This is a genomic window from Streptomyces camponoticapitis (assembly GCF_014646115.1).
Taxonomy (GTDB): Bacteria; Actinomycetota; Actinomycetes; order Streptomycetales; family Streptomycetaceae; genus Streptomyces; species Streptomyces camponoticapitis.
In genome coordinates this window covers 167,357-187,131 of the sequence record NZ_BMMV01000005.1, presented here as the reverse complement: position 1 = coordinate 187,131, position 19,775 = coordinate 167,357, and the positions used below count along the sequence as shown (strand labels likewise).

Genomic DNA, 19,775 nt, shown 5'->3' with positions numbered 1-19,775 from the left:
ACCACGGGACACAGTAGATTCGATCATGAGTAGCGAACAGTGGGGTCCCGTGCAAAACCGAGGGGAATCGTGCAGGAGCGAAAGACCCGACACGAACGGGGAGACGCGAACACCGAGGGGGGCTTAGCGCCATGAGCCAGGACTCCATTGCCGCACCGGAGTCAGCACGGAAGCTTTCCGGCCGCCGCCGCCGGGAAGTTGTCGCAGTGCTGCTGTTCAGTGGTGGGCCCATCTTCGAGAGCTCCATCCCGCTCTCCGTGTTCGGCATCGACCGTCAGGATGCCGGGGTTCCGCGATACCGGCTGCTCGTGTGCGGCGGGGAGGAAGGTCCGCTCCGCACCACCGGCGGGCTCGAACTCACCACGCCCTACGGCCTGGAGGCGATCGGCAGAGCGGGCACGGTGGTCGTCCCGGCATGGCGGTCCATCACCTCGCCGCCGCCGCCCGAGGCGCTCGACGCGCTGCGCCGCGCGCACGAGGAAGGCGCCCGGATCGTCGGACTGTGCACGGGCGCGTTCGTGCTCGCCGCGGCCGGCCTCCTGGACGGCCGGCCGGCGACCACGCACTGGATGTACGCGCCGACGCTCGCCAAGCGGTATCCGTCCGTGCACGTGGATCCGCGGGAGCTGTTCGTCGACGACGGCGACGTGCTCACCTCCGCCGGCACGGCAGCCGGAATAGATCTGTGTCTGCACATAGTGCGTACGGATCACGGGACGGAGGCCGCCGGGGCACTGGCGCGCAGGCTCGTCGTTCCACCGCGGCGCAGCGGCGGTCAGGAGCGCTATCTGGACAGGTCTTTACCAGAGGAGATCGGCTCCGACCCGCTCGCCGAGGTCGTGGCCTGGGCGCTGGAGCATCTGCACGAGCAGTTCGACGTGGAGACTCTGGCCGCCCGCGCCTACATGAGCCGCAGGACCTTCGACCGCCGTTTCCGTTCGCTCACCGGCAGCGCGCCCTTGCAGTGGCTGATCACCCAGCGTGTGCTCCAGGCGCAGCGGCTGCTGGAGACCTCCGACTACTCGGTGGACGAGGTCGCCGGCCGCTGCGGCTTCCGTTCGCCGGTGGCGCTGCGCGGGCACTTCCGGCGTCAGCTTGGCTCGTCCCCCGCCGCGTACCGGGCCGCCTACCGGGCCCGCCGTCCGCACGGGGACCAGCTCGCGCCGGCGCCGGTGGAGCAGGTCGTACCGCCGCAGGCCGCCCCGGGCGCCAGAAGGACGGCTGCGGCGTCCGCCCCGTCCGGTTCCGCGACGGCCTCGTCGCCGGTGGCGGAGCCGGTCAAGTCCTACTCGGAGGCCTTCGCCTCCGGCCAGGGCCGCCCGAGCCTGCCAGGTCAGCGGAGCGCACCGTAGGGTAAGGCGCATGAACGATCGAATGGTGTGGATCGACTGCGAGATGACCGGGCTCTCGCTGACGGACGACGCACTCATCGAGGTGGCCGCCCTGGTCACCGACTCGGAACTGAACGTGCTCGGCGAAGGGGTCGACATCGTCGTGCGTCCCCCGGACGCGGCGCTGGAGACCATGCCCGAGGTGGTGCGGCAGATGCACACCGCCTCGGGCCTGCTCGACGAGCTGGCCGGCGGCACCACCCTGGCCGACGCCGAGGAGCGGGTGCTGGCGTACGTACGCGAGCACGTCAAGGAGCCCGGGAAGGCGCCGCTGTGCGGCAACACGGTCGGCACCGACCGCGGCTTCCTGCTGCGGGACATGCCGGAGCTGGAGGGCTACCTCCACTACCGGATCGTCGACGTCTCCTCGATCAAGGAGCTGGCGCGCCGCTGGTACCCGCGCGCCTACTTCAACAGCCCCGAGAAGAGCGGCAACCACCGGGCGCTGGCCGACATCCGCGAATCCATCGCTGAGCTGCGCTACTACCGCGAGGCGGTCTTCGTGCCGCAGCCCGGTCCGGACTCGGACACGGCGAAGGCGATCGCGGCCAAGCACGTGCTGTGACCCACGAGAACGCCGCCCGGCCCCAGGCATAACTCGGGCGCGAGCACCCTCGCGGAGGCTGTACACTTTTTCTCGGCCGGTCGGGTACAGGATTGACCGGACGTGGTGGGTATAGCTCAGCTGGTAGAGCACCTGGTTGTGGTCCAGGATGTCGCGGGTTCAAGTCCCGTTACTCACCCTGACGAATGAAGGGCCGGTTCGCGCGAGCGGACCGGCCCTTCGTCGTGTCGCCGCCCGGTCCCTTGACACCTCTCATGTGAGCGGGGACGCTCGACCCACTCGTGGGAGCGCTCCCATCAGTCGAGGAAGGACGTCATGCGCACACATTCCCGTGCGTCCCACCGGCTGGTGGGTCTCGTGGCCGTCGTCGTGCTCGGGGCCGGGACGGTGGCCGGGTGTGCCGAGGACCCGCCCGAGCCGGCAGCCGGGGTCACGAGCGGGGGTGGCACGAGCGGGGGCGGCGCGAGCGGTGACGTCGACGGCGGGAGCGGGGGGACCACTCTCACCGTGGGGGTCTTCGGGGCCTTCGGTCTCAAGGAGGCCGGGCTGTACGACGAGTACATGAAGCTCCACAAGGACGTCGTCATCAGGCAGACGTCCATCGAGCGGAACGAGAACTACTACCCGCAGCTCCTCACCCACCTCGGCAGCGGCAGCGGACTCGCCGACATCCAGGCCGTCGAGGTCAACAACATCGCCGAGATCACCGCCACCCAGGCGGGCAAGCTCGTGGACCTGGGCCGGACCGAGGGCGTACGGAAGGACGGCTTCCTGCCCTGGAAGTGGTCGCAGGCCACCACCGCCGACGGGAGGACCGTCGGCCTCGGCACGGACATCGGGCCGGGGGCGATCTGCTACCGCAGGGACCTCTTCGCCAAGGCCGGGCTGCCCACTGACCGCACGGCCGTCGGGAAGCTGTGGGCGGGCGACTGGCGGAAGTATCTGGCGGCCGGGAAGCGGTACAAGGCGAAGGCACCCAAGGGGACGGTCTTCGTCGACTCGGCGTCCGGGGTGATGGCGGCGATCACCGGCGGGAGCGAGAAACGGTTCTACGACGCGGGCGGCAAGGTCGTCTACAAGACCAACCCGGCCGTACGGGGGGCCTGGGACACCGCGGCCGAGTTCGCCCGCGAGGGGCTGACCGGCAGGCTCCAGCAGTTCACACCCGCGTGGGACCAGGGCTTCGCCAACGCGACCTTCGCGACCGTCTCCTGTCCCGCCTGGATGCTCGGCTACATCCAGGACAAGGCGGGCGCCGCCGGCAAGGGCAAGTGGGACGTGGCCACGGCGCCCCGGCCGAGCAACTGGGGCGGGTCGTTCCTGACCGTGCCCAGGGCCGGGAAGAACACGGCGGCGGCCGCCCGGCTCGTCGCCTGGCTGACCGCGCCCGAGCAGCAGGCGAAGCTGTTCGAGAGGCGCGGCAGCTTCCCGAGCGCCCCGGCCGCGTACGACCTGCCGGCGGTCTCCGAGGCGCGGCACCCCTACTTCGGCGACGCGCCCACGGGGCGGATCTTCGCGGGCGCGGCGGAGGGCGTGCCGGTCCAGATCGTCGGCCCGAAGGACCTGATCATCGCCCAGAACCTCGCGGACGTCGGCATGCTCCAGGTCGACCAGAAGGGCCGGTCGTCCGAGCAGGGCTGGGACGCGGCGGTGAAGGCGATCGACAACGCGCTGGACCGGTGAGCGACATGGCGGGCGTGGCGCGTGACGCGACCGCCGCGGCCCCCTCCGAGCGGGAGGACGGCACCGCGGCGTATCCGGCGCCGCCCGGCGCCAGGGGCGGGGACCACGGCAGGGAGGGGCGCGACGAGCGGGAGCGGGAGCGGCGCCGGCGGTGGCACCGCAGGGACCTGCGGTGGAGCCCGTACGCCTTCGTCGCCCCGTTCTTCCTCTTCTTCGCCGTCTTCGGGCTCTTCCCGCTGCTCTACACCGGCTGGGCATCGCTGCACCGCGTCGAGCTCACCTCGCCCGACGACATGGAGTGGGTCGGGCTGGGCAACTTCTCCCGGCTGCTGCGCGACGACTTCTTCTGGAACGCGCTCCAGAACACGGTGACCATCGGACTGCTCTCGACCGTCCCGCAGTTGCTGATCGCGCTCGGCATCGCGCAGCTGCTCAACTACCGGCTTCGCGGCTCGATGTTCTTCCGGGTGGCCGTCCTCACGCCGTACGCCACGAGTGTCGCGGCGGCCACGCTGGTCTTCGTACTGCTCTTCGGCCGGGACCACGGAATGATCAACTGGGGTCTGGGGCTGGCCGGGTTCGACGCCGTCGACTGGCAGAACGGCACGTGGACGTCCCAACTGGCCGTCTCCACCATCGTCGTGTGGCGCTGGACGGGGTACAACGCGCTGATCTACCTGGCGGCAATGCAGTCGATCCCCCACGAGCTGTACGAGTCGGCCGCGCTCGACGGGGCCTCGCGACGCCAGCAGTTCCTGCATGTCACCCTTCCGTCCCTGCGGCCCACGATCCTCTTCACCTGCGTCGTCTCGACGATCGGCGCGACCCAGCTCTTCGGCGAGCCGCTGCTGTTCAACGGCGGCGCGGGCGCGACCGGCGGCTCGGACCACCAGTTCCAGACGCTGGGGCTCTATCTGTACGAGCAGGGCTGGGTGAATCTGCATCTCGGCCGGGCGTCGGCGATCGCCTGGTCGATGTTCCTGATCCTGCTGATCATCGGCGCGGTGAACTGGCTCGTCGCCCGCCGGCTGCGGAGGAGCTCATGACGTCGGAGACCCGAGGGACGAGGACGCGACGCGGCGCGGGGACGCGACGCGGTGCGGGGCTTCAGCGGCACGCGGGGCGGATCACGTACGCGGTACTGGCCCTGTTCGCCGCCGGCTCGCTCTTCCCGCTCCTCTGGACGGCGATCGCCGCGTCCCGCAACACCACCCGGCTGGCACAGACTCCCCCGCCCTTCTGGTTCGGCGGCAATCTCGTGCGTAATCTCCGTATCGCCTGGACCGACGCCAACATGGGTACGGCGCTGTTCAACACGGTCCTGGTGGCGGGCACCGTGGCCGCCGGGACGGTTCTGTTCTCGACGCTCGCCGGCTTCGCCTTCGCCAAGCTCCGCTTCCGGTTCAAGAGCCTGCTTCTGCTGCTGGTGATCGGCACGATGATGGTGCCGCCGCAGCTCGGTGTCGTACCGCTGTACATGCTGATCGCCGAGCTGTCCTGGACCGACCGGCTCCAGGCCGTGGTCCTGCCCACCCTGGTCAGCGCGTTCGGGGTGTTCTTCATGCGGCAGTATCTGGTCCAGGCGCTGCCGACCGAGCTGATCGAGGCGGCGCGGGTGGACGGTGCGAGCAGTTGGCGCGTCGTGTGGCACGTCGTCTTCCCGGCGGCGCGGCCCGCGATGGCCGTGCTGGGGATGCTGACGTTCGTGCTGGCCTGGAACGACTTCTTCTGGCCGATCATCGCGCTCACACAGAACGGCAGCCCCACCGTGCAGGTGGCTCTCACCGGTCTCGGGCGCGGCTACATTCCCGACCAGTCGGTGATCATGGCAGGTGCCCTCCTCGGTACGCTGCCGCTCCTGCTGGCCTTCGTGATCTTCGGCAAGCATATTGTCGGTGGCATCATGACCGGTGCGGTCAAGGGCTGACCGCGCGTTTCTCCCCGACCCGGAGCGCACCCATGTCCCTCAGTTTTCCGTCCGACTTCATATGGGGCACCGCCACCGCCGCCTACCAGATCGAGGGCGGCGCGCGGGAGATCGGCCGTACCCCGTCGATCTGGGACACCTTCAGCCACACCCCCGGCAAGGTCGAGAACGGCGACACCGGTGACACCGCCGCCGACCACATCCACCGCCGGGCCGAGGACGTGCGCCTCATGGCGGACCTCGGTGTGAACGCGTACCGCTTCTCGGTCTCCTGGTCGCGCGTCCAGCCCATCGGGCGCGGCCCGGCCGTCCAGCGCGGTCTCGACTTCTACCGCAAGCTCGTCGACGACCTGCTGGAGCGGGGCATCCGGCCCGTCCTCACCCTCTACCACTGGGACCTGCCGCACGATCTGGAGACGGCGGGCGGCTGGCCGGTGCGTGAGACGGCGTTCAGGTTCGCGGAGTACGCGCGCATCCTCGGTGACGCGCTCGGTGACCGCGTCGACCGCTGGGTGACGCTCAACGAGCCCTGGTGCAGCGCGTTCCTCGGCTACGCCTCCGGTGTGCACGCACCCGGCCGTACGGATCCGGTGCTCGCGCTGCGTGCGGCGCACCATCTCAACCTCGGCCACGGTCTGGCCACGCAGGCGCTGCGTACGGTGCTGCCCAGACGCGCGCAGGTGACCGTCTGCCACAACGCCGCGGCGATCCGGGCCCGTTCGCAGTCGCCGGAGGACCTGGACGCGCGGCGCCGTATCGACGCCCTGGCGAACCGGATCTTCACCGGGCCGATGCTGGCGGGCGCCTACCCCGAGGACCTGTTCAAGGACACCGCGCGGATCACCGACTGGTCGTTCGTGAAGGCCGACGACACGGCGACGATCAACCAGCCGCTGGACTGGCTGGGCATCAACTACTACACGCCGCACCTGGTGTCGGCGGCGACGGGCACCGGCGCGGACGCGTCCCGCCGCGACAGCCACGGGCACGCCCACGGCGCGGGCGAGAAGTCCCCCTGGCCGGGCGCCGAGTCCGTGACATTCCATCAGCCGCCGGGCGAGGTCACCGAGATGGGCTGGTCGGTCGATCCGACGGGCCTGTACGACGTGCTGATGCGCTACACCCGCGAGGCTCCCGACGTACCGCTGGTGATCACGGAGAACGGCGCGGCGTACGACGACAGGCCGGACGCCGAGGGTGTGGTGCACGACCCGGACCGCATCCGTTTCCTGCACGGGCATCTGTCGGCGGCCCACCGCGCGATGGCCGACGGGGCGGACGTACGTGGCTACTTCCTCTGGTCGCTGCTGGACAACTTCGAGTGGGAGCGGGGCTACGGGAAGCGGTTCGGCGCGGTGCACGTCGACTACGGGACACAGGCCCGTACGCCCAAGTCCAGCGCCCGCTGGTACGCGCGGCTGACGGAGACGGGCGTGCTGCCCGACCCGCCGGCCTGAGGGCGCGCCCCGGCCGGGTGGGGGGTTGGTTCGGTCACCGGCCGGGACGCGGTGGGATGGCGACCGGTGGGGGACGGCAGCCGTGCGGGCGGTTCGCTCTCGCGTCAGCACGCTAGCCGTCCCGGTCCGGACAAGTCACCGATAACGGACAGCGGTTGACGTTCTTGAGGTCCCCTTAAGGAACCATTGGGCGCGGATTAATGGTTGGCCCGCCGGCGCAGCCGGTGTCCGCGGCTCTCCCCCGTGGAGCGCGTGGCGCGCCGCCCGCCGAGTCCGATCCAGATCCGTACCTCCGTGCCGCCGAGCACGGAGCGCCCGATGCGTACGTCTCCGCCGGTCGACTCGGCGACCCGGCGCACGATGTCGAGCCCGAGTCCCGTCGAACCCTCGCCGGCCCCGCTGTTGCCGCGCACGAGGGCCGCCTCGGGGTCCGCGATCCCCGGGCCCGCGTCCGAGACGAGGACGATCACGGCGTCGTCGGCGTGGTGGACGTCGACGGCGAAGGCCGTGCCCTCGGGGGTGTGCCGGAAGACATTGCCGAGCAACGCATCCAGGGCGGCGGCCAGTTCGGGCCTCGCGACCGGGATCTGGGCCGGGCGGCCGACCCCCGCCAGCCGTACCTTCCGGCCCTCGTCCTCCGCGAGGGCCGACCAGAAGTCCATGCGCTCGCGGATGACCTCGGAGACGTCGCAGCCCACACCGGGCGTCGTCGCGCGGGTCTGCGGCTTGGCCTTGCGGGCGGTACGGATGATGGTGTCGACCTCGCGTTCCAGCTGTGCGACGGCCGCCCGCGTCTGGTCGGCGGCCGGGCCCTCCCCCAGCGACGCGGCGTTGAGGCGCAGCACGGTGAGCGGTGTGCGCAGCCGGTGCGAGAGGTCGGCGGCCAGTTCCCTTTCGTTGGCGAGGAGTTGGACCACCTGGTCGGCCATCGAGTTGAAGGCGATCGCCGCCGACCGCAGCTCCGTCGGGCCCTTCTCCGGGACCCGGGCGCCGAGTCTGCCCTCCCCCAGTTCATGGGCGGCTCCCGCGAGCCGCTGGGCGGGCTGGACCATCCGTACGCCGAGCCGGTCGGCGACGGCGACCGAGCCCACGATCAGCGCGACACCCACGCCCGCGAGCACCAGCCAGGCGGTGGCGACACCGTTGGAGACCTCGTCCTCGGGGACGAACACCTCGATGATGGCGACCTTCCCGGTGGAGATCGCGATCGGCTGGAGGAGCGCGGAGCCGCCGCTGACCTCGGCGATGGAGGCCCTGCCGAGCCGCTCGGTGGCGCGCAGGTCCTTCTGCGCGGCCCGGCGGGTGCCGATCTCCATGGGCACGCTGCCCGGCTCGCCGGAGGCGGGCACATGGACGGCCAGCTGTCCCGTGTCGCCGATGGGGCTGGACTGGACGGCCCATTCGAGCTGTTCGCGGCCCTGGGCGATGGAGAGAACGGGGCCGAGGGTCGCGGCCTGCCGTTCGGCGTTGGAGAAGGCCCGGTCCTTGGCCATCTCCTTGATGACGAGGCCGAGCGGGACGGCGAAGGCGAGCACGACCATCGCGGTCACCGCCAGCGAGACCCTGACCAGTGCCCACCTCATGACAGGGGCTCGTACGCGCCCGGGCCCGACGCGGACTCCCGGGGAGCCGGCGGCTCCAGCTTCACGCCGACGCCGCGCAGCGTGTGCAGATAGCGGGGCCGGGCCGCCGTCTCCCCCAGCTTCCGCCGCAGCCAGGACAGATGGACGTCGATGGTCTGGTCGTCGCCGTACGACTGCTGCCACACCTCGGCCAGCAGCTCCTTGCGTGCGACGACCACCCCCGGGCGGCCGGCGAGGAAGGCGAGCAGGTCGAACTCACGCCGCGTCAGATCCAGCCGGGCGCCGTCGAGTTCGGCCTGACGGCGCAGCGGGTCGATGGCGAGACCGCCGACCCGGATGACGCGCGAGGGCGGGTCCTCGGCGGCGGTGGCGCGCGAGCGGCGCAGCACGGCGGCCATCCGGGCGGAGAGATGTTCCACCGAGAAGGGTTTGGTGAGGTAGTCGTCGGCGCCGTCGTTCAACAGCCGTACGATCTCCGCCTCGTCGTCCCGCGCCGTGGCGATGATGACCGGCACGTCGGTGATCCCGCGCAGCATCTTCAGCGCCTCGGACCCGTCCAGATCGGGCAGTCCGAGGTCGAGGATGACCACGTCGAACCGGAAGTGGGCGACCTCACGCAGCGCCTCCAGGGCGGTGCCGACGCTCCGTACGGTGTGGGAGGCCTCGGTCAAGTGCCTGATGAGGGCGGAGCGCACGAACTGGTCGTCCTCGACCACGAGCACACTTGGCATGGGCGGCACCGTACGCCATCCGGGCGGCCTCGGGGTCCGTCGTTCGGGAACGCGGACGGGAACGGGGACGGAAGGACAGACGCGGGGCGGGTGGTGCAGTATGGCCCCGATGCGCAGAGGACTCGTACATGCCATGGCGTGGACGCTGGCGACCGGGGCGGCGGTCACGCTGTCCTGGTGGGGCGTGCACACGGTCGTGGTGGGCACGGTGTACGACCGGCCGCGGGCGCTGCCGATCACCGGGGAGAACGCGACGACGCAGCGCGCCCGGCCGCGGTCCTCGTCGACGCACCGCCCGCCGAGCCCGCCGCCCTCACCCTCGTCGCCGGAGCCCACGGCTTCCTCCCGGGCCCCGGAGTCCTCGAAGACACCGGACGGCAAGCCGTCCGCGACCGCGCCCGCGGAACCGAAGGAGCCGAGCCGGTCCTCGGACCCCGGTCCGGACCCCACGGCGGACGGCAGTGTGAAGAGCTATCCGGTCGACGGCGGGCGGGTCGTCTTCGATCTCGGTCCCCACTCGGCGGAGCTGGTCTCGGCGACACCGGAGGCCGGCTGGCAGATGCAGGTGTGGAAGCAGGACTTCTGGATCCGGGTGACGTTCACGCGGGACGACCGGGAGGTCTCGGTCTTCTGCACCTGGCACGACTCGGCGCCCCGGGTGCAGATCGACGAGCGGTGAGTCCCCCGCCGGGCAGGGGCGTTCAGTCGAAGGAGCCGGCCGGCGGTACGGGTGAGGGCCTGGCGTTCGCGTCGGTGACGGGCGCGGCGCCGCCGGTGAAGTCCCTGAGGGAGCGCCCGTGTTCGACCCGGCCCGGATGCGGGTCGCCCGCGACCCGGCGGGTCAGCTCGGCGACCGGCAACTCCCGGTCGGACGCGAGGAGTACGGCGTTGCCGAACCGCCGGCCGCGCAGCACGGCCGGGTCGGCGGCGAGCGCCAGCTCCGGGAAGACGGTGGCGGCCGTGGCGATCTGGGATCGCAGATGTGCGAGCGGGGGCCCGTCGGCGAGGTTGGCCGCGTAGCCGCCGCCGGGCCTGAGCACGCGCCGCACGTCGGCGAGGAATTCGGTGCTGGTGAGATGCGCCGGGGTACGGGCCCCGTCGAAGACGTCCGTGATCACCAGGTCCGCCCAGCCGTCGGGCATCCTGGCGAGCCCGGCCCGCGCGTCGACGGAGCGGACCCGGATCCTGGCGCCCGGGTCCAGCGGGAGTTCCCTGCGGACGAGTTGGACCAGAGGCGCGTCGAGCTCCACGATCTGCTGGGTGGAGCGGGGGCGGGTCGCCGCGACGTAACGCGCGAGCGTGAACGCGCCGCCGCCGAGGTGCGCGACGTGCAGCGGCCGGCCCGCGGGCGCGACGAGATCGGCGAAGTGACCGAGCCTGCGCTGGTAGGAGAACGAGAGATGCGTCGGGTCGGCGAGATCGACATGTGACTGCGGGGCGCCGTCGATCAGCAGCGTCCAGGCACCGGAGCGCTCGCGGTCGGGCAGCAGCTCGGCGAGCCCGCCGTCGACCGGCTCGGTGACGCTCTCGGCTCCGGCTCCGGGGACACCTCGTCCACGTCGCCCTTTCCTCGCCGCCGGATTCTTCGCCACCGGGCCATTATCGCCCGGTGGCGGTCACCGGCCCCCGCGCACGGGCGGTCGCTACCGGTGGCCGTCCGCGGCCTCGATCAGCCGGGCCGCCTCGCCGAGGGCCTCCCGCAGCACCGCCGGGTCCGTGACCTCCCCGGTCGCGGAGTCCGGCGGCAGCAGCCACGCGCTTCCGCCGACGGGCGGCTCGGCCGGGATGCGCAGTCCCCGGCCGGCGGTCTCCGTACACGCGCTGCCGGGCATGTCCCAGCCCGCCGCCGTGCCGGGCGGCACCAGGAACCCGAGGTTGTCGCAGTTGACGTCGAGGAGCACGGGCCCGACCGAAGGGGCCTCGCCCGCGCCGCGGCGCAGGATGTCGACGGCCTCCAGCCCCTGCCGGGCCGGCACGGTCACCAGGTCGCAGGGCCCGCCGTGGCCCCCGGCGGTGTCACCGGGCGGCGACTCGCTCGCCTCGGCGCTGGGCGTGTGCTGAGCAGTCGTCCATGAGCTGTCACCGGTCTTCATACCGACCTCCAACTCCAACAAGGGGAACCCCTCCTCGGCGAGCGGAGACGTGGCGCGTCTCCGCATGGTTCAACGCGTCGCGGCGTCAACAGCTACGGCGAGAGTCCGCCGCAAAGGGTGGCAGTTCATGGCAGATCGTGGGTGAGATATCCGTTTTGTAGCCAAACACTGTGTAGGCAACTCGTCACAACCGGTACGTTCTTGGACGCCGGAGCGCCGGGAAACCCGGTCAGCAGGTGGACCGGCACGCAGGACCAAGGTGCTCCAAGAGAGGTCTCGGCCATGGTGTCGACCCGGGCGGTTCCCAATCTCACCTTCCGCAGGCTGCGCGGCCGACGCTCGCCGGGGGAGTTCGCGGCGGCCGTGCGCAGGGCGGCCCGGGAGATCGGTGAACAAGTCGCTTGCGACGCACGCTATGTCGGGCGGGTGGAGGCTGGCGAGATCCGCTGTCCCAACTACGCGTACGAACGCGTCTTCCTCCACATGTTCCCCGGCCTCACCCTGGCCGACCTGGGCTTCTCCGCGCGCGAGAGCGTACGCGGCCGGGCTTCCAGAGCCACGGCCGACGCCGCTCCGGCGCCGGCCGCCCTCCCCGACCCGACCCCGATGAACAGCGGCACAGGTGACATGAGCGAGGAGAGCGACGTGCGGCGTCGCGCATTCATGACCGGCGGCACGGCTTCGATGGCGGCCGCCTCTCTCGGCATCGGCGCCGCCCCCGCCCCCGCGGCCGCCGTTCCCGGCCCCCGGCGGGTGGGTGAGGCGGAGGTGAGCGCCCTGGAGGAGGCGGTGCGACGGATCCGGCTGCTGGACGACCGGCACGGCGCCGACGGGCTGTACCGGCGGGCGGCGCAGCCGCTGCGGACGGCGTACGCGCTCCTCGACGCGGGCACCGCCACGCGCGGCGCGACGGCCGACCGGCTGCACGCGAGCGCGGGCGAACTCGCCATCTCGGTGGGGTGGCTGGCGCACGACTCGGGCCGCTTCGACGACGCGCGTTCCCATTACGCGGAGGCGCTGGCGACCGCACGGGTCGCCAATGACCTGGGAGTTGAGGCGCACGCCTTCTGCAACACCTCGTTCCTGGCGAGGGACGCGGGCAGGTACCGCGAGGCGGTACGCGCGGCGCAGGCCGGCCGGCGCGCGGCCCGGGACCTCGCCTCGCCCCGGCTGCTGTCGCTCCTCGCCCTGCGCGAGGCGGGCGGCTGGGCCGGGCTCGGGGAACGTACCGGCTGCGAGCAGTCGCTCGGCCAGGCGCACACGCTCTTCGAGCGCGGTCCCTCGGACACCGATCCGGAGTGGATGTCGTTCTTCGGCGAACCCGAACTTCAGGCGCTGGAGGGGCAGTGCCGCGCGGCGCTGGGCGACTGGTCGGCGGCGGCCCGGCACGCGTACCGGGCCACTGTCCTCCAGGATCCGCACTTCACCCGCAATCTCGCGCTCTACCGGGCGGAGTTGGCGGTGGACCTGGCTCGCTCGGGCTCCCTCGACGAGGCCGCCGCCGCCGGGCAGCAGGTGCTCGACCTGATGGACGAGGTCCAGTCGTCCCGTATCCAGGGCATGCTCGCGGGCATGGTGCGGGTGCTGCTGCCCAAGCGGCGTACGGCGGAGGTCGGCGCCTTCCTGGACCGCCACGCGTCGACGGCGGCGATGGCGCACCGGGCCTGACGGGTCCGGTCCTGCGCGGCCGGCCGGACGGTGCGGGAGGGACCGGCAGCCGGCTGGGCCGGGGGCGGCGGGTTCAGCCCGCGAGATGCCCCGTGTCGTTCCAGATGTCGATCGCCGGAGCCCCGTACGCCCAGTCCAGGACGGACAGCGATGTCGGCGCCAGCCGGATCCGGGACGCGAACGACACGTCCTCCCCCAGCCAGCGCGCGCCGATCGCGCGCAGGATGTGGCCGTGCGCGAAGACCACCACGTCACGGTCGGCCGAGCGCGCCCAGGCGACGACCTCGTCGGCGCGGGCGGCGACCTCCGCCAGGGTCTCCCCGTCGGGGACCCCGTCGCGCCAGATGAACCAGCCCGGACGCACCGCCTGGATCTCCGCCGGGGTCATGCCCTCGTACGCGCCGTAGTCGAACTCCATCAACGCGTCCCACGGCCGCGCCCGTCCGGCGAACCCGGCGAGAGCGCACGTGTCGCTCGCGCGCAGCAGCGGGCTGGTGCGGATCTCCGCGTCGGGCAGACCCGACCACGGCTCACGGTGCAGCCGCTCCCCCAGCAGCTTCGCGCCGCGCCTGCCCTCGTCGAGCAGAGGGACATCCGTCCTGCCGGTGTGCCTGCCGGACAGCGACCACGCCGTCTGACCGTGCCGGGCGAGGAGAATGCGCGAGGCCATGGAAAGTCTCCCTGAGGTTCACAACAGGTGCCCTCCCATCATCCCGCACCTGAACACCGGGCAACCTTCGGGACGATCTCGGCGTCCCCCTGATCAGCCGACGATCACGTCGCGGGGTGTTTCTGTCGTCGCACGAGGGTTCGCGGGGGGACCCCTCGCGGGCGGGCGATCGCCTACACCGTACGGTTGAACGTCGGCGAAAGGCCGCGTAAAAGCATGAGGGAGAGCGTTCGGATGCGGCAGACCGACCATGCGCGCACCGCCCACCGGCCCCGCTGGTGGGCCGAACTGCTGCTGCTGGCAGTGCTGTACGGGGCGTACTCGGCAGGTCGGATCATGGTGCGTGGGGACGTGTCGACGGCGGTCGAGCACGGTCTGGCGATCCTCCGAATAGAGAAGGCGTTCTTCCTGAACGCCGAACATCCGCTCAACCGGCTCTTCACGGACACCCCGGCCCTGGGGATACCCGCCGACTTCATGTACGCCTCGCTGCACTACCTCGTCACGCCCGCAGTACTGATCTGGCTCTTCCGGCGCCGCCCCGCGCACTACCGGGCGGCCCGCACCTGGCTGATGGCCTCCACCCTGCTCGGCCTGGTCGGTTTCACCCTCCTGCCGACCAGCCCGCCCCGGCTGCTCGACGCCAGTCACGGTTTCGTCGACACGATGGCGCAGTACAGCTCGTACGGCTGGTGGGGCACCGAGGCGAGCGCGCCGCGCGGGCTCGGCGCGATGACCAACCAGTACGCCGCGATGCCGAGCCTGCACGTGGGCTGGGCGCTGTGGTGCGGGATTCTGCTGTGGCGGCACGGGAAGGCGCCGCTGCTGCGGTTCATCGGCGCGCTCTATCCGCTGGTCACCGTGATCGTGGTGATGGGGACGGCGAACCACTACTTCCTCGACGCGGTCGCCGGCGGCGCCGTGATGGCGGCGGGCGCGATGCTGACCGGGCCCGCGCTGCGGGCCGCCGACCGGGGGTGGGCGCGCGCGACCGGCCGGTACGCCTTCGTCGGCAGGCTCGTGCGGGTGGCGGCGTCCGACGAACGGCCCTCGCCGAAGGGCGGTTCCGTCGCGGTCGCGAAGATCCCGGCCAACTCCCCGGCCGACCCGGTCAAATCCACGAATGTCAGTGACGGATGCGAGACTTCCGCGGGTGAGCGAATCCCCGGGCAGCGCACCCGCACCAACAGCAGCACCGGCAACCCCGGCAGTACCGGAGCCGCGACCGGCGACGCTCCGGCAGCGGCTCGCTGAGCTGCGCGGACCGGACGTCGCGCCGCATCCGCTGGACGCCCGCGCGCTGGCCGCTCTCGCCGCCAACCCCGGCTGTGGACGCCGGGCGCTGCTGGACGGCGCCGGGGTCGACAAGACGGCGCTCGCGGCGGCGCTCGGCTCTCCCGCCCCGTTCGGGCAGTCGCAGTTCGCTTTCATGCGGGGCAACGCCTTCGAGGCGCGCGTCAAGGCCGACGGCGGTACGGAGCTGCTGCGGCTGCTGCACGAGCGGATGGGCGCGGGGGCGCGCCCGCCCGTGCCCGGTGAGGTGCTCGTCCCCGATCTGACGGCGGCCGGTCCCGAGGGACGCGTCGCGCGTACGGCGCTGGCGCTGCGCGAGGCGACCGGCGCGGCCGGCGGATCCGCCGCGTGGACGCTGCTCGTGCACCCGCTGCTCGCCCTGGAGGTGGCGGGCTCGCCCGCCTATCTGGAGCCGGACGCCGTGGTGGTGCGTCCGGACGGCCGGTGGATCGTCGTGGAGATCAAGTCCTTTCCGATGATCGACAGTTCGGCCGATCCGTCGAAGGTGGGCGCCGCCGCGCGGCAGGCCGCCGTGTACGTGCTGGCGCTGGAGCGGGTCGCCGCGCGGGTGACCGGCGCCGCGGTGGACCACTCGGTGCTGCTGGTCTGCCCCCGGGACTTCTCCAATCTGCCGACCGCCTCGGTCGTGGACGTACGCAAACAACTGTCGGTGACCCGGCGGCAGCTGACCAGGCTCACCAGGATCGACGACATCGCGGCGTCCCTGCCCGAGGGCACCAGCTTCGATCTGGAGCGGTGCTCGCCGGCGGAGCTGACGGCGGCGGTCGACGCGGTGTCGGCGGCGTACGCGCCCGAGTGCCTGGCCGCGTGCGAGCTGGCCTTCCACTGCCGGGGCCAGGCCCGCTCGGCCGGCGCCGTGGAGGCGCTGGGGCGCGGGGTGCGGGGCGAGTTGGGCGGTCTGACGACGGTCGGGGCGGTCCTGGCGGCGGCGCGCGGCGAGAGCACGCCGGGGGTCGCGGACGACGATCCGACGGTCGTGGCGCTGCGCCGGGCCGCCGCGCTGCGCGCCGAGGCGCTGGAGTCGGTCCCGGAGGGCCTGGAGGCCGTCTCGCGGGGCCCGGGGTCCGTTCCGGAAGGCGCGGTCGCCGGATGTCGCTGATCAACACCCTGGCCCGGCTTGAGGCGGTGGAGTCCGGGCGCGCACAGCCGCTGACCACCGTGCGCCACCGGCGGCTGTCGGAGCGCCCGATGGTCTTCGTCCCGCTCACGACGGCCGGTGAGGCGGGTGCCCCGCTCGGCGCGCTCGTCGGTACGGACCGGGAGTCGCCCCGGCTGCTGACCGTGGCCCAGCCCCGCGACCGCGATCTGCGGTTCGCGTTCCTCGCCGATCTGGCGGAGGCGCTGCTGCCGCATCTGGACTCCTACGCGGACGATGTCGAGCCCGCCGAACGCAACGAGACCGACCCGGAGACGGGCAAGCGCGTCAAGGTGGAGGTCGATCTCTGCGTGGACGCGCCGCAGTTGATCGTGCCGAACAGGCCGGGCATCGACTTCGTACGGCTGCTCGGCCGTTCGATGCGGTTCCGGCGTACGGCGGAGCAGGACCCGGACACGCCGTATCCGGCGCCCGCGCGCGTGCCGCTGCTGGGCCGCTGGCTGACGCACTACGGCGAGCGGGCGCGGGTGCCGGGGTCGTCGCTGCTGCTGGCGGCGACCGATCTGCTCAACAGGCACTGGGCGACCGGGCAGTCCAACCTGGAGGACCAGCATCTCGGCGCGCTGCTGGCCTGGATCGATCCGCCGGACGGCGGGTCGGGCCGGGACGCCGCGCTCCGGGCTGAGACGGACCGGGACCGCCGTGGGCAGTTGCTCTGCCCGCCCGCCGGTCCGGCCACGGACCCGGCGTTCGACAACAGGCTGCTGGCGCCGGCGATCGACGAGTACGACCGGGCGCGTCAGTCGCTCGGGGCCGCCGAGGACGGTCCGGGCGCGGACGAGCAGCTGGGCCGGCTGACCAGGGCCGAGCGGGAGATCCGGGCGCTGCTGGCGAGCCAGGCGCGGCCGACGTGGGACGCCGTGTGGCGGGGGCTGGACCTGTTGCGGGAGCTGCCGGAGGGGGCGCGGGTCGCCGACCGCTGGACGCGTGACCGCTGGTCGTTCACGGGCCACCGCGACCGGGTGCGGTCCGGCGAACCGCCGCAGCCCCGGCACGACGACGCGGTGACGGCGGCGCAGAAGCTGGCCTCGCGGGAGACGGCCCAGGCCCAGCTGGAGGCGCAGGAGGCGCTGGACGACCCGCTGGTGCTGGCCGGGCGCAGGCTCTCCGGCGAGGCGTTCATCGGGGAGGTGACGGACGTGGTGATGGCGTACAGCGAGAGCAAACGGCCGAGCCCGCGCCCGCTGATCACGCTGTACAGCGAGGACCGCCCGCAGCTCGGTGAGCGCACGAAGGTCTACCGCTCGCTGGACGGCAAGCCGCAGTCGGCCGAGTTCGTCGGCCGGGAGCCCGGCGGGCACGGCCTGCTGGTCGTGCGGCTGACGGACCGGATGGGCCGCGGCAAGGAACCCGCCGAGGGGTCGGTGCCGGAGAAGGGCGAGCGGATCGCCTGGACCCTGTTCGAACACGACCAGCGCGGTGGCCCGAAGCTGCCGTCGACGGAGGAGACGCCGTGGACGCACGGAGGGCCGCCGGGGGTGGAGGGCGCGGGGGCGGCGCCCGCCGGGGGTCCCGTCGCCGGTGACGCCGGCGCGGCCGGTCCCGTCCTCGGAGCCGTACACCTTCCCGAGTCCCGTACGCCGGCCGACGACGCGCGCCCGCCGTCGCCCCGGCCGTCCCTCCCGCTCCCCCTTCCCGACCCGGTGACCGAGGAAGACTTCCTGTGACCGCCACAACCGCATCCGACCGGGCGGGTTTCGACCCCGGGGCCGAGGCCGCGCGGGCCACCGACGCGATCCTGTACGACACGTTGCACGGCGCGTACCGGGGCGTGGTCGTCGACTCGCCCCCCGGCGCGGGGAAGTCGACGCTCGTGGTGCGTGCCGCGCTCGAACTGGCCGCGGCGGGGCGTCCGTTGATGGTCGTCGCGCAGACCAACGCGCAGGTGGACGACCTCGTCTCACGGCTCGCCGAGAAGGCTCCCGACCTGCCCGTGGGCCGGCTGCACAGCAACGACCCGGATCCGTACGACCCGTTGCTCAACGAGCTGCCGTCCGTACGGAAGTCGGCGAAGGCGGCCGACCTCGCGGGCCTGGACGTGGTCGTGTCCACAGCCGCGAAGTGGGCGCATGTGCAGGGCGTCGAGCCGTGGCGGCACGCGATCGTGGACGAGGCGTACCAGATGCGTTCGGACGCGCTGCTCGCCGTCGCGGGGCTCTTCGAACGGGCGCTGTTCGTGGGCGATCCGGGGCAGTTGGACCCGTTCAGCGTGGTCGGCGCGGACCAGTGGGCGGGGCTGTCGTACGACCCGTCCTCCAGCGCCGTCGCCACCCTTCTCGCGCACAATCCCGAACTGCCGCAGCACCGGCTCCCGGTGTCCTGGCGGCTGCCCGCGTCGGCGGCGCCGCTGGTGTCGGACGCGTTCTACCCGTACACGCCGTTCCGCAGCGGTACGGGCCCGGCGGACCGGCGGCTCACGTTCGCGGTCCCGTCCGACGGGTCGGGCCCGGACCGGGTGGTGGACGAGGCGGCCGCGTCCGGCTGGGGCCTGCTGGAGCTGCCCGCGCGGCGTACGCCCCGTACGGACCCCGAGGCGGTGTCGGCGGTGGCGCTGGTGGTGCGCAGGCTGCTGGAGCGGGGCGGCGCGACGGCCGGCGAGCGCGGCCCGCAGGCGGCGCCGCTGACGGCGGACCGCGTCGCCGTCGGCACGGCGCACCGCGACCAGGCGGCGGCCGTCCGCGCGGCGCTCGCGGGGCTGGGCGTGACGGGGGTGGCCGTGGACACGGCGAACCGTCTCCAGGGCCGTGAGTTCGACATCACGGTCGTCCTGCACCCGCTCTCGGGCCGCCCGGACGCGACGGCGTTCCATCTGGAGACGGGCCGCCTGTGCGTGCTCGCCTCCCGCCACCGCCACGCCTGCATCGTGGTCTGCCGCGCGGGCGTCCCGGAACTGCTCGACGAGCACCCGTCCACGGAACCGGTCCAGCTGGGCGTCACGATCAAGTTCCCCGACGGCTGGGAGGCGAACCACGCGGTGCTCTCCCACCTCGCGGAACACCGCGTGCCCTGGCAGCCCTGAGGCCCACTTGCGCGGGGCGGGACAATGGACGGTGGCCGAAGCGGCACGTACGACATGCACAGGCACCCGCACCAGGAGCAGCAGGAGGAACACATGGCGGAATCCGAGTCGAGTCAGCGGCGGCTGCGGCCCGCCCCGCTGCTGTTCGAGCCGTCGGAGGCGGCCTCCGATCCGGAGCACTTCTTCGACCTGGAGTCGATCGACGACCCGGGCGCGCTGCTGGACCGGGCCACCGAGCTGACGCTCGCCTTCCGGGCCGCGACCGACCGGGCCGTGGAGTTCCAGGCCCTCGCCGCCGCTCAGCTCGCGGATCCCCGGCGGTTCGACCGGCTCACGGCCGCGGACATCGCCGCACGGGCGGAGTGGACCGAGGACTACGCCAGGAAGATGGTCGAGTTCGGCCGCGATCTGCTCCGCAACGGGCGCACGCCCGGGGAGTGACCCGCACCGGGCGTCCGGCCGGGAGCCCATTTCCGGCCAGCCATCTGGCATATGCCGGACCGCAGGTTACGCCCTCC

18 protein-coding genes and 1 tRNA gene are annotated in these 19,775 nt (G+C 72.6%); 14 read left to right on the top strand and 5 right to left on the bottom strand.

What is annotated here, in order from left to right; genetic code table 11:
* Positions 1-131 precede the first annotated feature (131 nt).
* The 7 genes from IEY79_RS09945 (at position 132) to IEY79_RS09915 (ending at position 7,023) form a co-directional block, all read left to right on the top strand.
* Entirely contained in the window at positions 132-1,352 is a 1,221-nt protein-coding gene (locus IEY79_RS09945; RefSeq protein ID WP_189107000.1) for a GlxA family transcriptional regulator, read from the top strand.
* 10 nt (positions 1,353-1,362) lie between these two features.
* Positions 1,363-1,956, top strand: coding sequence for an oligoribonuclease (gene orn, locus IEY79_RS09940; RefSeq protein ID WP_189106999.1), 594 nt, complete (start codon positions 1,363-1,365; stop codon positions 1,954-1,956).
* Between the two features lie 105 nt (positions 1,957-2,061).
* Positions 2,062-2,134, top strand: a tRNA-His gene (locus IEY79_RS09935).
* Positions 2,135-2,271: 137 nt separating this feature from the next.
* Entirely contained in the window at positions 2,272-3,639 is a 1,368-nt protein-coding gene (locus IEY79_RS09930) for an ABC transporter substrate-binding protein (RefSeq protein WP_189106998.1), read from the top strand.
* Positions 3,640-3,644: 5 nt separating this feature from the next.
* Positions 3,645-4,685 carry a carbohydrate ABC transporter permease gene (locus IEY79_RS09925; RefSeq protein WP_189107161.1) on the top strand — a complete coding sequence of 347 codons (1,041 nt, stop codon included), beginning with the start codon at positions 3,645-3,647 and terminating at the stop codon, positions 4,683-4,685.
* Entirely contained in the window at positions 4,682-5,566 is an 885-nt protein-coding gene (locus IEY79_RS09920) for a carbohydrate ABC transporter permease (protein WP_189106997.1), read from the top strand. The genes IEY79_RS09925 and IEY79_RS09920 overlap by 4 nt, the downstream gene beginning before the upstream one ends.
* 32 nt (positions 5,567-5,598) lie before the next feature.
* The gene (locus IEY79_RS09915) at positions 5,599-7,023 is read left to right on the top strand and encodes a glycoside hydrolase family 1 protein (RefSeq protein ID WP_189106996.1); all 1,425 of its coding nucleotides are present in this window, start codon (positions 5,599-5,601) and stop codon (positions 7,021-7,023) included.
* A gap of 197 nt (positions 7,024-7,220) precedes the next feature.
* Here the strand turns inward: IEY79_RS09915 and IEY79_RS09910 are convergent, their stop codons facing one another.
* Positions 7,221-8,606, bottom strand: a complete 1,386-nt coding sequence (locus IEY79_RS09910) for a sensor histidine kinase (RefSeq protein ID WP_189106995.1) — start codon at positions 8,604-8,606, stop codon at positions 7,221-7,223.
* Complete coding sequence (locus tag IEY79_RS09905; RefSeq protein WP_189106994.1) at positions 8,603-9,337, bottom strand: response regulator transcription factor; 735 nt, start codon at positions 9,335-9,337, stop codon at positions 8,603-8,605. Before IEY79_RS09905 ends, IEY79_RS09910 begins: the two co-directional genes overlap by 4 nt.
* Positions 9,338-9,437: 100 nt before the next feature.
* Between IEY79_RS09905 and IEY79_RS09900 the strand changes: the two genes are divergently transcribed.
* On the top strand, positions 9,438-10,016 hold the full coding sequence (locus tag IEY79_RS09900) for a hypothetical protein (protein WP_189106993.1): 579 nt from the start codon (positions 9,438-9,440) through the stop codon (positions 10,014-10,016).
* 22 nt (positions 10,017-10,038) lie between these two features.
* Here IEY79_RS09900 and IEY79_RS09895 read toward each other — a convergent pair whose 3' ends face one another.
* Together IEY79_RS09895 and IEY79_RS09890 are read right to left on the bottom strand one after the other, a co-directional pair.
* On the bottom strand, positions 10,039-10,929 hold the full coding sequence (locus IEY79_RS09895) for a spermidine synthase (RefSeq protein ID WP_189106992.1): 891 nt from the start codon (positions 10,927-10,929) through the stop codon (positions 10,039-10,041).
* A 51-nt stretch (positions 10,930-10,980) separates the two neighbouring features.
* Positions 10,981-11,430 carry a hypothetical protein gene (locus IEY79_RS09890; RefSeq protein WP_189107160.1) on the bottom strand — a complete coding sequence of 150 codons (450 nt, stop codon included), beginning with the start codon at positions 11,428-11,430 and terminating at the stop codon, positions 10,981-10,983.
* A gap of 282 nt (positions 11,431-11,712) precedes the next feature.
* Here IEY79_RS09890 and IEY79_RS09885 point away from each other — a divergent pair, with 282 nt between their 5' ends.
* Positions 11,713-13,098 (top strand): NsdA family TPR-like regulatory protein, encoded by a 1,386-nt coding sequence (locus tag IEY79_RS09885; protein WP_189106991.1) that lies wholly within the window; start codon positions 11,713-11,715, stop codon positions 13,096-13,098.
* Between the two features lie 73 nt (positions 13,099-13,171).
* Here the strand turns inward: IEY79_RS09885 and IEY79_RS09880 are convergent, their stop codons facing one another.
* The gene (locus tag IEY79_RS09880; RefSeq protein ID WP_189106990.1) at positions 13,172-13,768 is read right to left on the bottom strand and encodes a histidine phosphatase family protein; all 597 of its coding nucleotides are present in this window, start codon (positions 13,766-13,768) and stop codon (positions 13,172-13,174) included.
* 234 nt (positions 13,769-14,002) lie between these two features.
* Between IEY79_RS09880 and IEY79_RS09875 the strand changes: the two genes are divergently transcribed.
* The 5 genes from IEY79_RS09875 to IEY79_RS09855 all read left to right on the top strand — a co-directional run bounded on the left by IEY79_RS09875 (position 14,003) and on the right by IEY79_RS09855 (position 19,698).
* Positions 14,003-15,022 carry a phosphatase PAP2 family protein gene (locus IEY79_RS09875; protein WP_189106989.1) on the top strand — a complete coding sequence of 340 codons (1,020 nt, stop codon included), beginning with the start codon at positions 14,003-14,005 and terminating at the stop codon, positions 15,020-15,022.
* A complete protein-coding gene (locus IEY79_RS09870; RefSeq protein WP_229700778.1) occupies positions 14,922-16,181 on the top strand; it encodes a hypothetical protein in 1,260 nt (419 codons plus the stop codon). Before IEY79_RS09875 ends, IEY79_RS09870 begins: the two co-directional genes overlap by 101 nt.
* Positions 16,172-17,905 carry a hypothetical protein gene (locus tag IEY79_RS09865; protein WP_373292508.1) on the top strand — a complete coding sequence of 578 codons (1,734 nt, stop codon included), beginning with the start codon at positions 16,172-16,174 and terminating at the stop codon, positions 17,903-17,905. Before IEY79_RS09870 ends, IEY79_RS09865 begins: the two co-directional genes overlap by 10 nt.
* Positions 17,902-19,257, top strand: a complete 1,356-nt coding sequence (locus IEY79_RS09860; RefSeq protein ID WP_189106988.1) for an AAA family ATPase — start codon at positions 17,902-17,904, stop codon at positions 19,255-19,257. Before IEY79_RS09865 ends, IEY79_RS09860 begins: the two co-directional genes overlap by 4 nt.
* Positions 19,258-19,350: 93 nt before the next feature.
* Entirely contained in the window at positions 19,351-19,698 is a 348-nt protein-coding gene (locus tag IEY79_RS09855) for a DUF8844 domain-containing protein (protein WP_189106987.1), read from the top strand.
* Positions 19,699-19,775 lie beyond the last annotated feature (77 nt).

Coding starts and splice junctions, on each gene's coding strand:
- IEY79_RS09905 (WP_189106994.1), bottom strand. CDS start 9,337: ATGCCAAGTGTGCTCGTGGTCGAGGACGACCAGTTCGTGCGCTCCGCC.
- IEY79_RS09875 (WP_189106989.1), top strand. CDS start 14,003: ATGCGGCAGACCGACCATGCGCGCACCGCCCACCGGCCCCGCTGGTGG.
- IEY79_RS09930 (WP_189106998.1), top strand. CDS start 2,272: ATGCGCACACATTCCCGTGCGTCCCACCGGCTGGTGGGTCTCGTGGCC.
- IEY79_RS09865 (WP_373292508.1), top strand. CDS start 16,172: ATGTCGCTGATCAACACCCTGGCCCGGCTTGAGGCGGTGGAGTCCGGG.
- IEY79_RS09855 (WP_189106987.1), top strand. CDS start 19,351: ATGGCGGAATCCGAGTCGAGTCAGCGGCGGCTGCGGCCCGCCCCGCTG.
- IEY79_RS09910 (WP_189106995.1), bottom strand. CDS start 8,606: ATGAGGTGGGCACTGGTCAGGGTCTCGCTGGCGGTGACCGCGATGGTC.
- IEY79_RS09880 (WP_189106990.1), bottom strand. CDS start 13,768: ATGGCCTCGCGCATTCTCCTCGCCCGGCACGGTCAGACGGCGTGGTCG.
- IEY79_RS09920 (WP_189106997.1), top strand. CDS start 4,682: ATGACGTCGGAGACCCGAGGGACGAGGACGCGACGCGGCGCGGGGACG.
- IEY79_RS09925 (WP_189107161.1), top strand. CDS start 3,645: ATGGCGGGCGTGGCGCGTGACGCGACCGCCGCGGCCCCCTCCGAGCGG.
- IEY79_RS09900 (WP_189106993.1), top strand. CDS start 9,438: ATGGCCCCGATGCGCAGAGGACTCGTACATGCCATGGCGTGGACGCTG.
- IEY79_RS09885 (WP_189106991.1), top strand. CDS start 11,713: ATGGTGTCGACCCGGGCGGTTCCCAATCTCACCTTCCGCAGGCTGCGC.
- IEY79_RS09890 (WP_189107160.1), bottom strand. CDS start 11,430: ATGAAGACCGGTGACAGCTCATGGACGACTGCTCAGCACACGCCCAGC.
- IEY79_RS09945 (WP_189107000.1), top strand. CDS start 132: ATGAGCCAGGACTCCATTGCCGCACCGGAGTCAGCACGGAAGCTTTCC.
- orn (WP_189106999.1), top strand. CDS start 1,363: ATGAACGATCGAATGGTGTGGATCGACTGCGAGATGACCGGGCTCTCG.
- IEY79_RS09915 (WP_189106996.1), top strand. CDS start 5,599: ATGTCCCTCAGTTTTCCGTCCGACTTCATATGGGGCACCGCCACCGCC.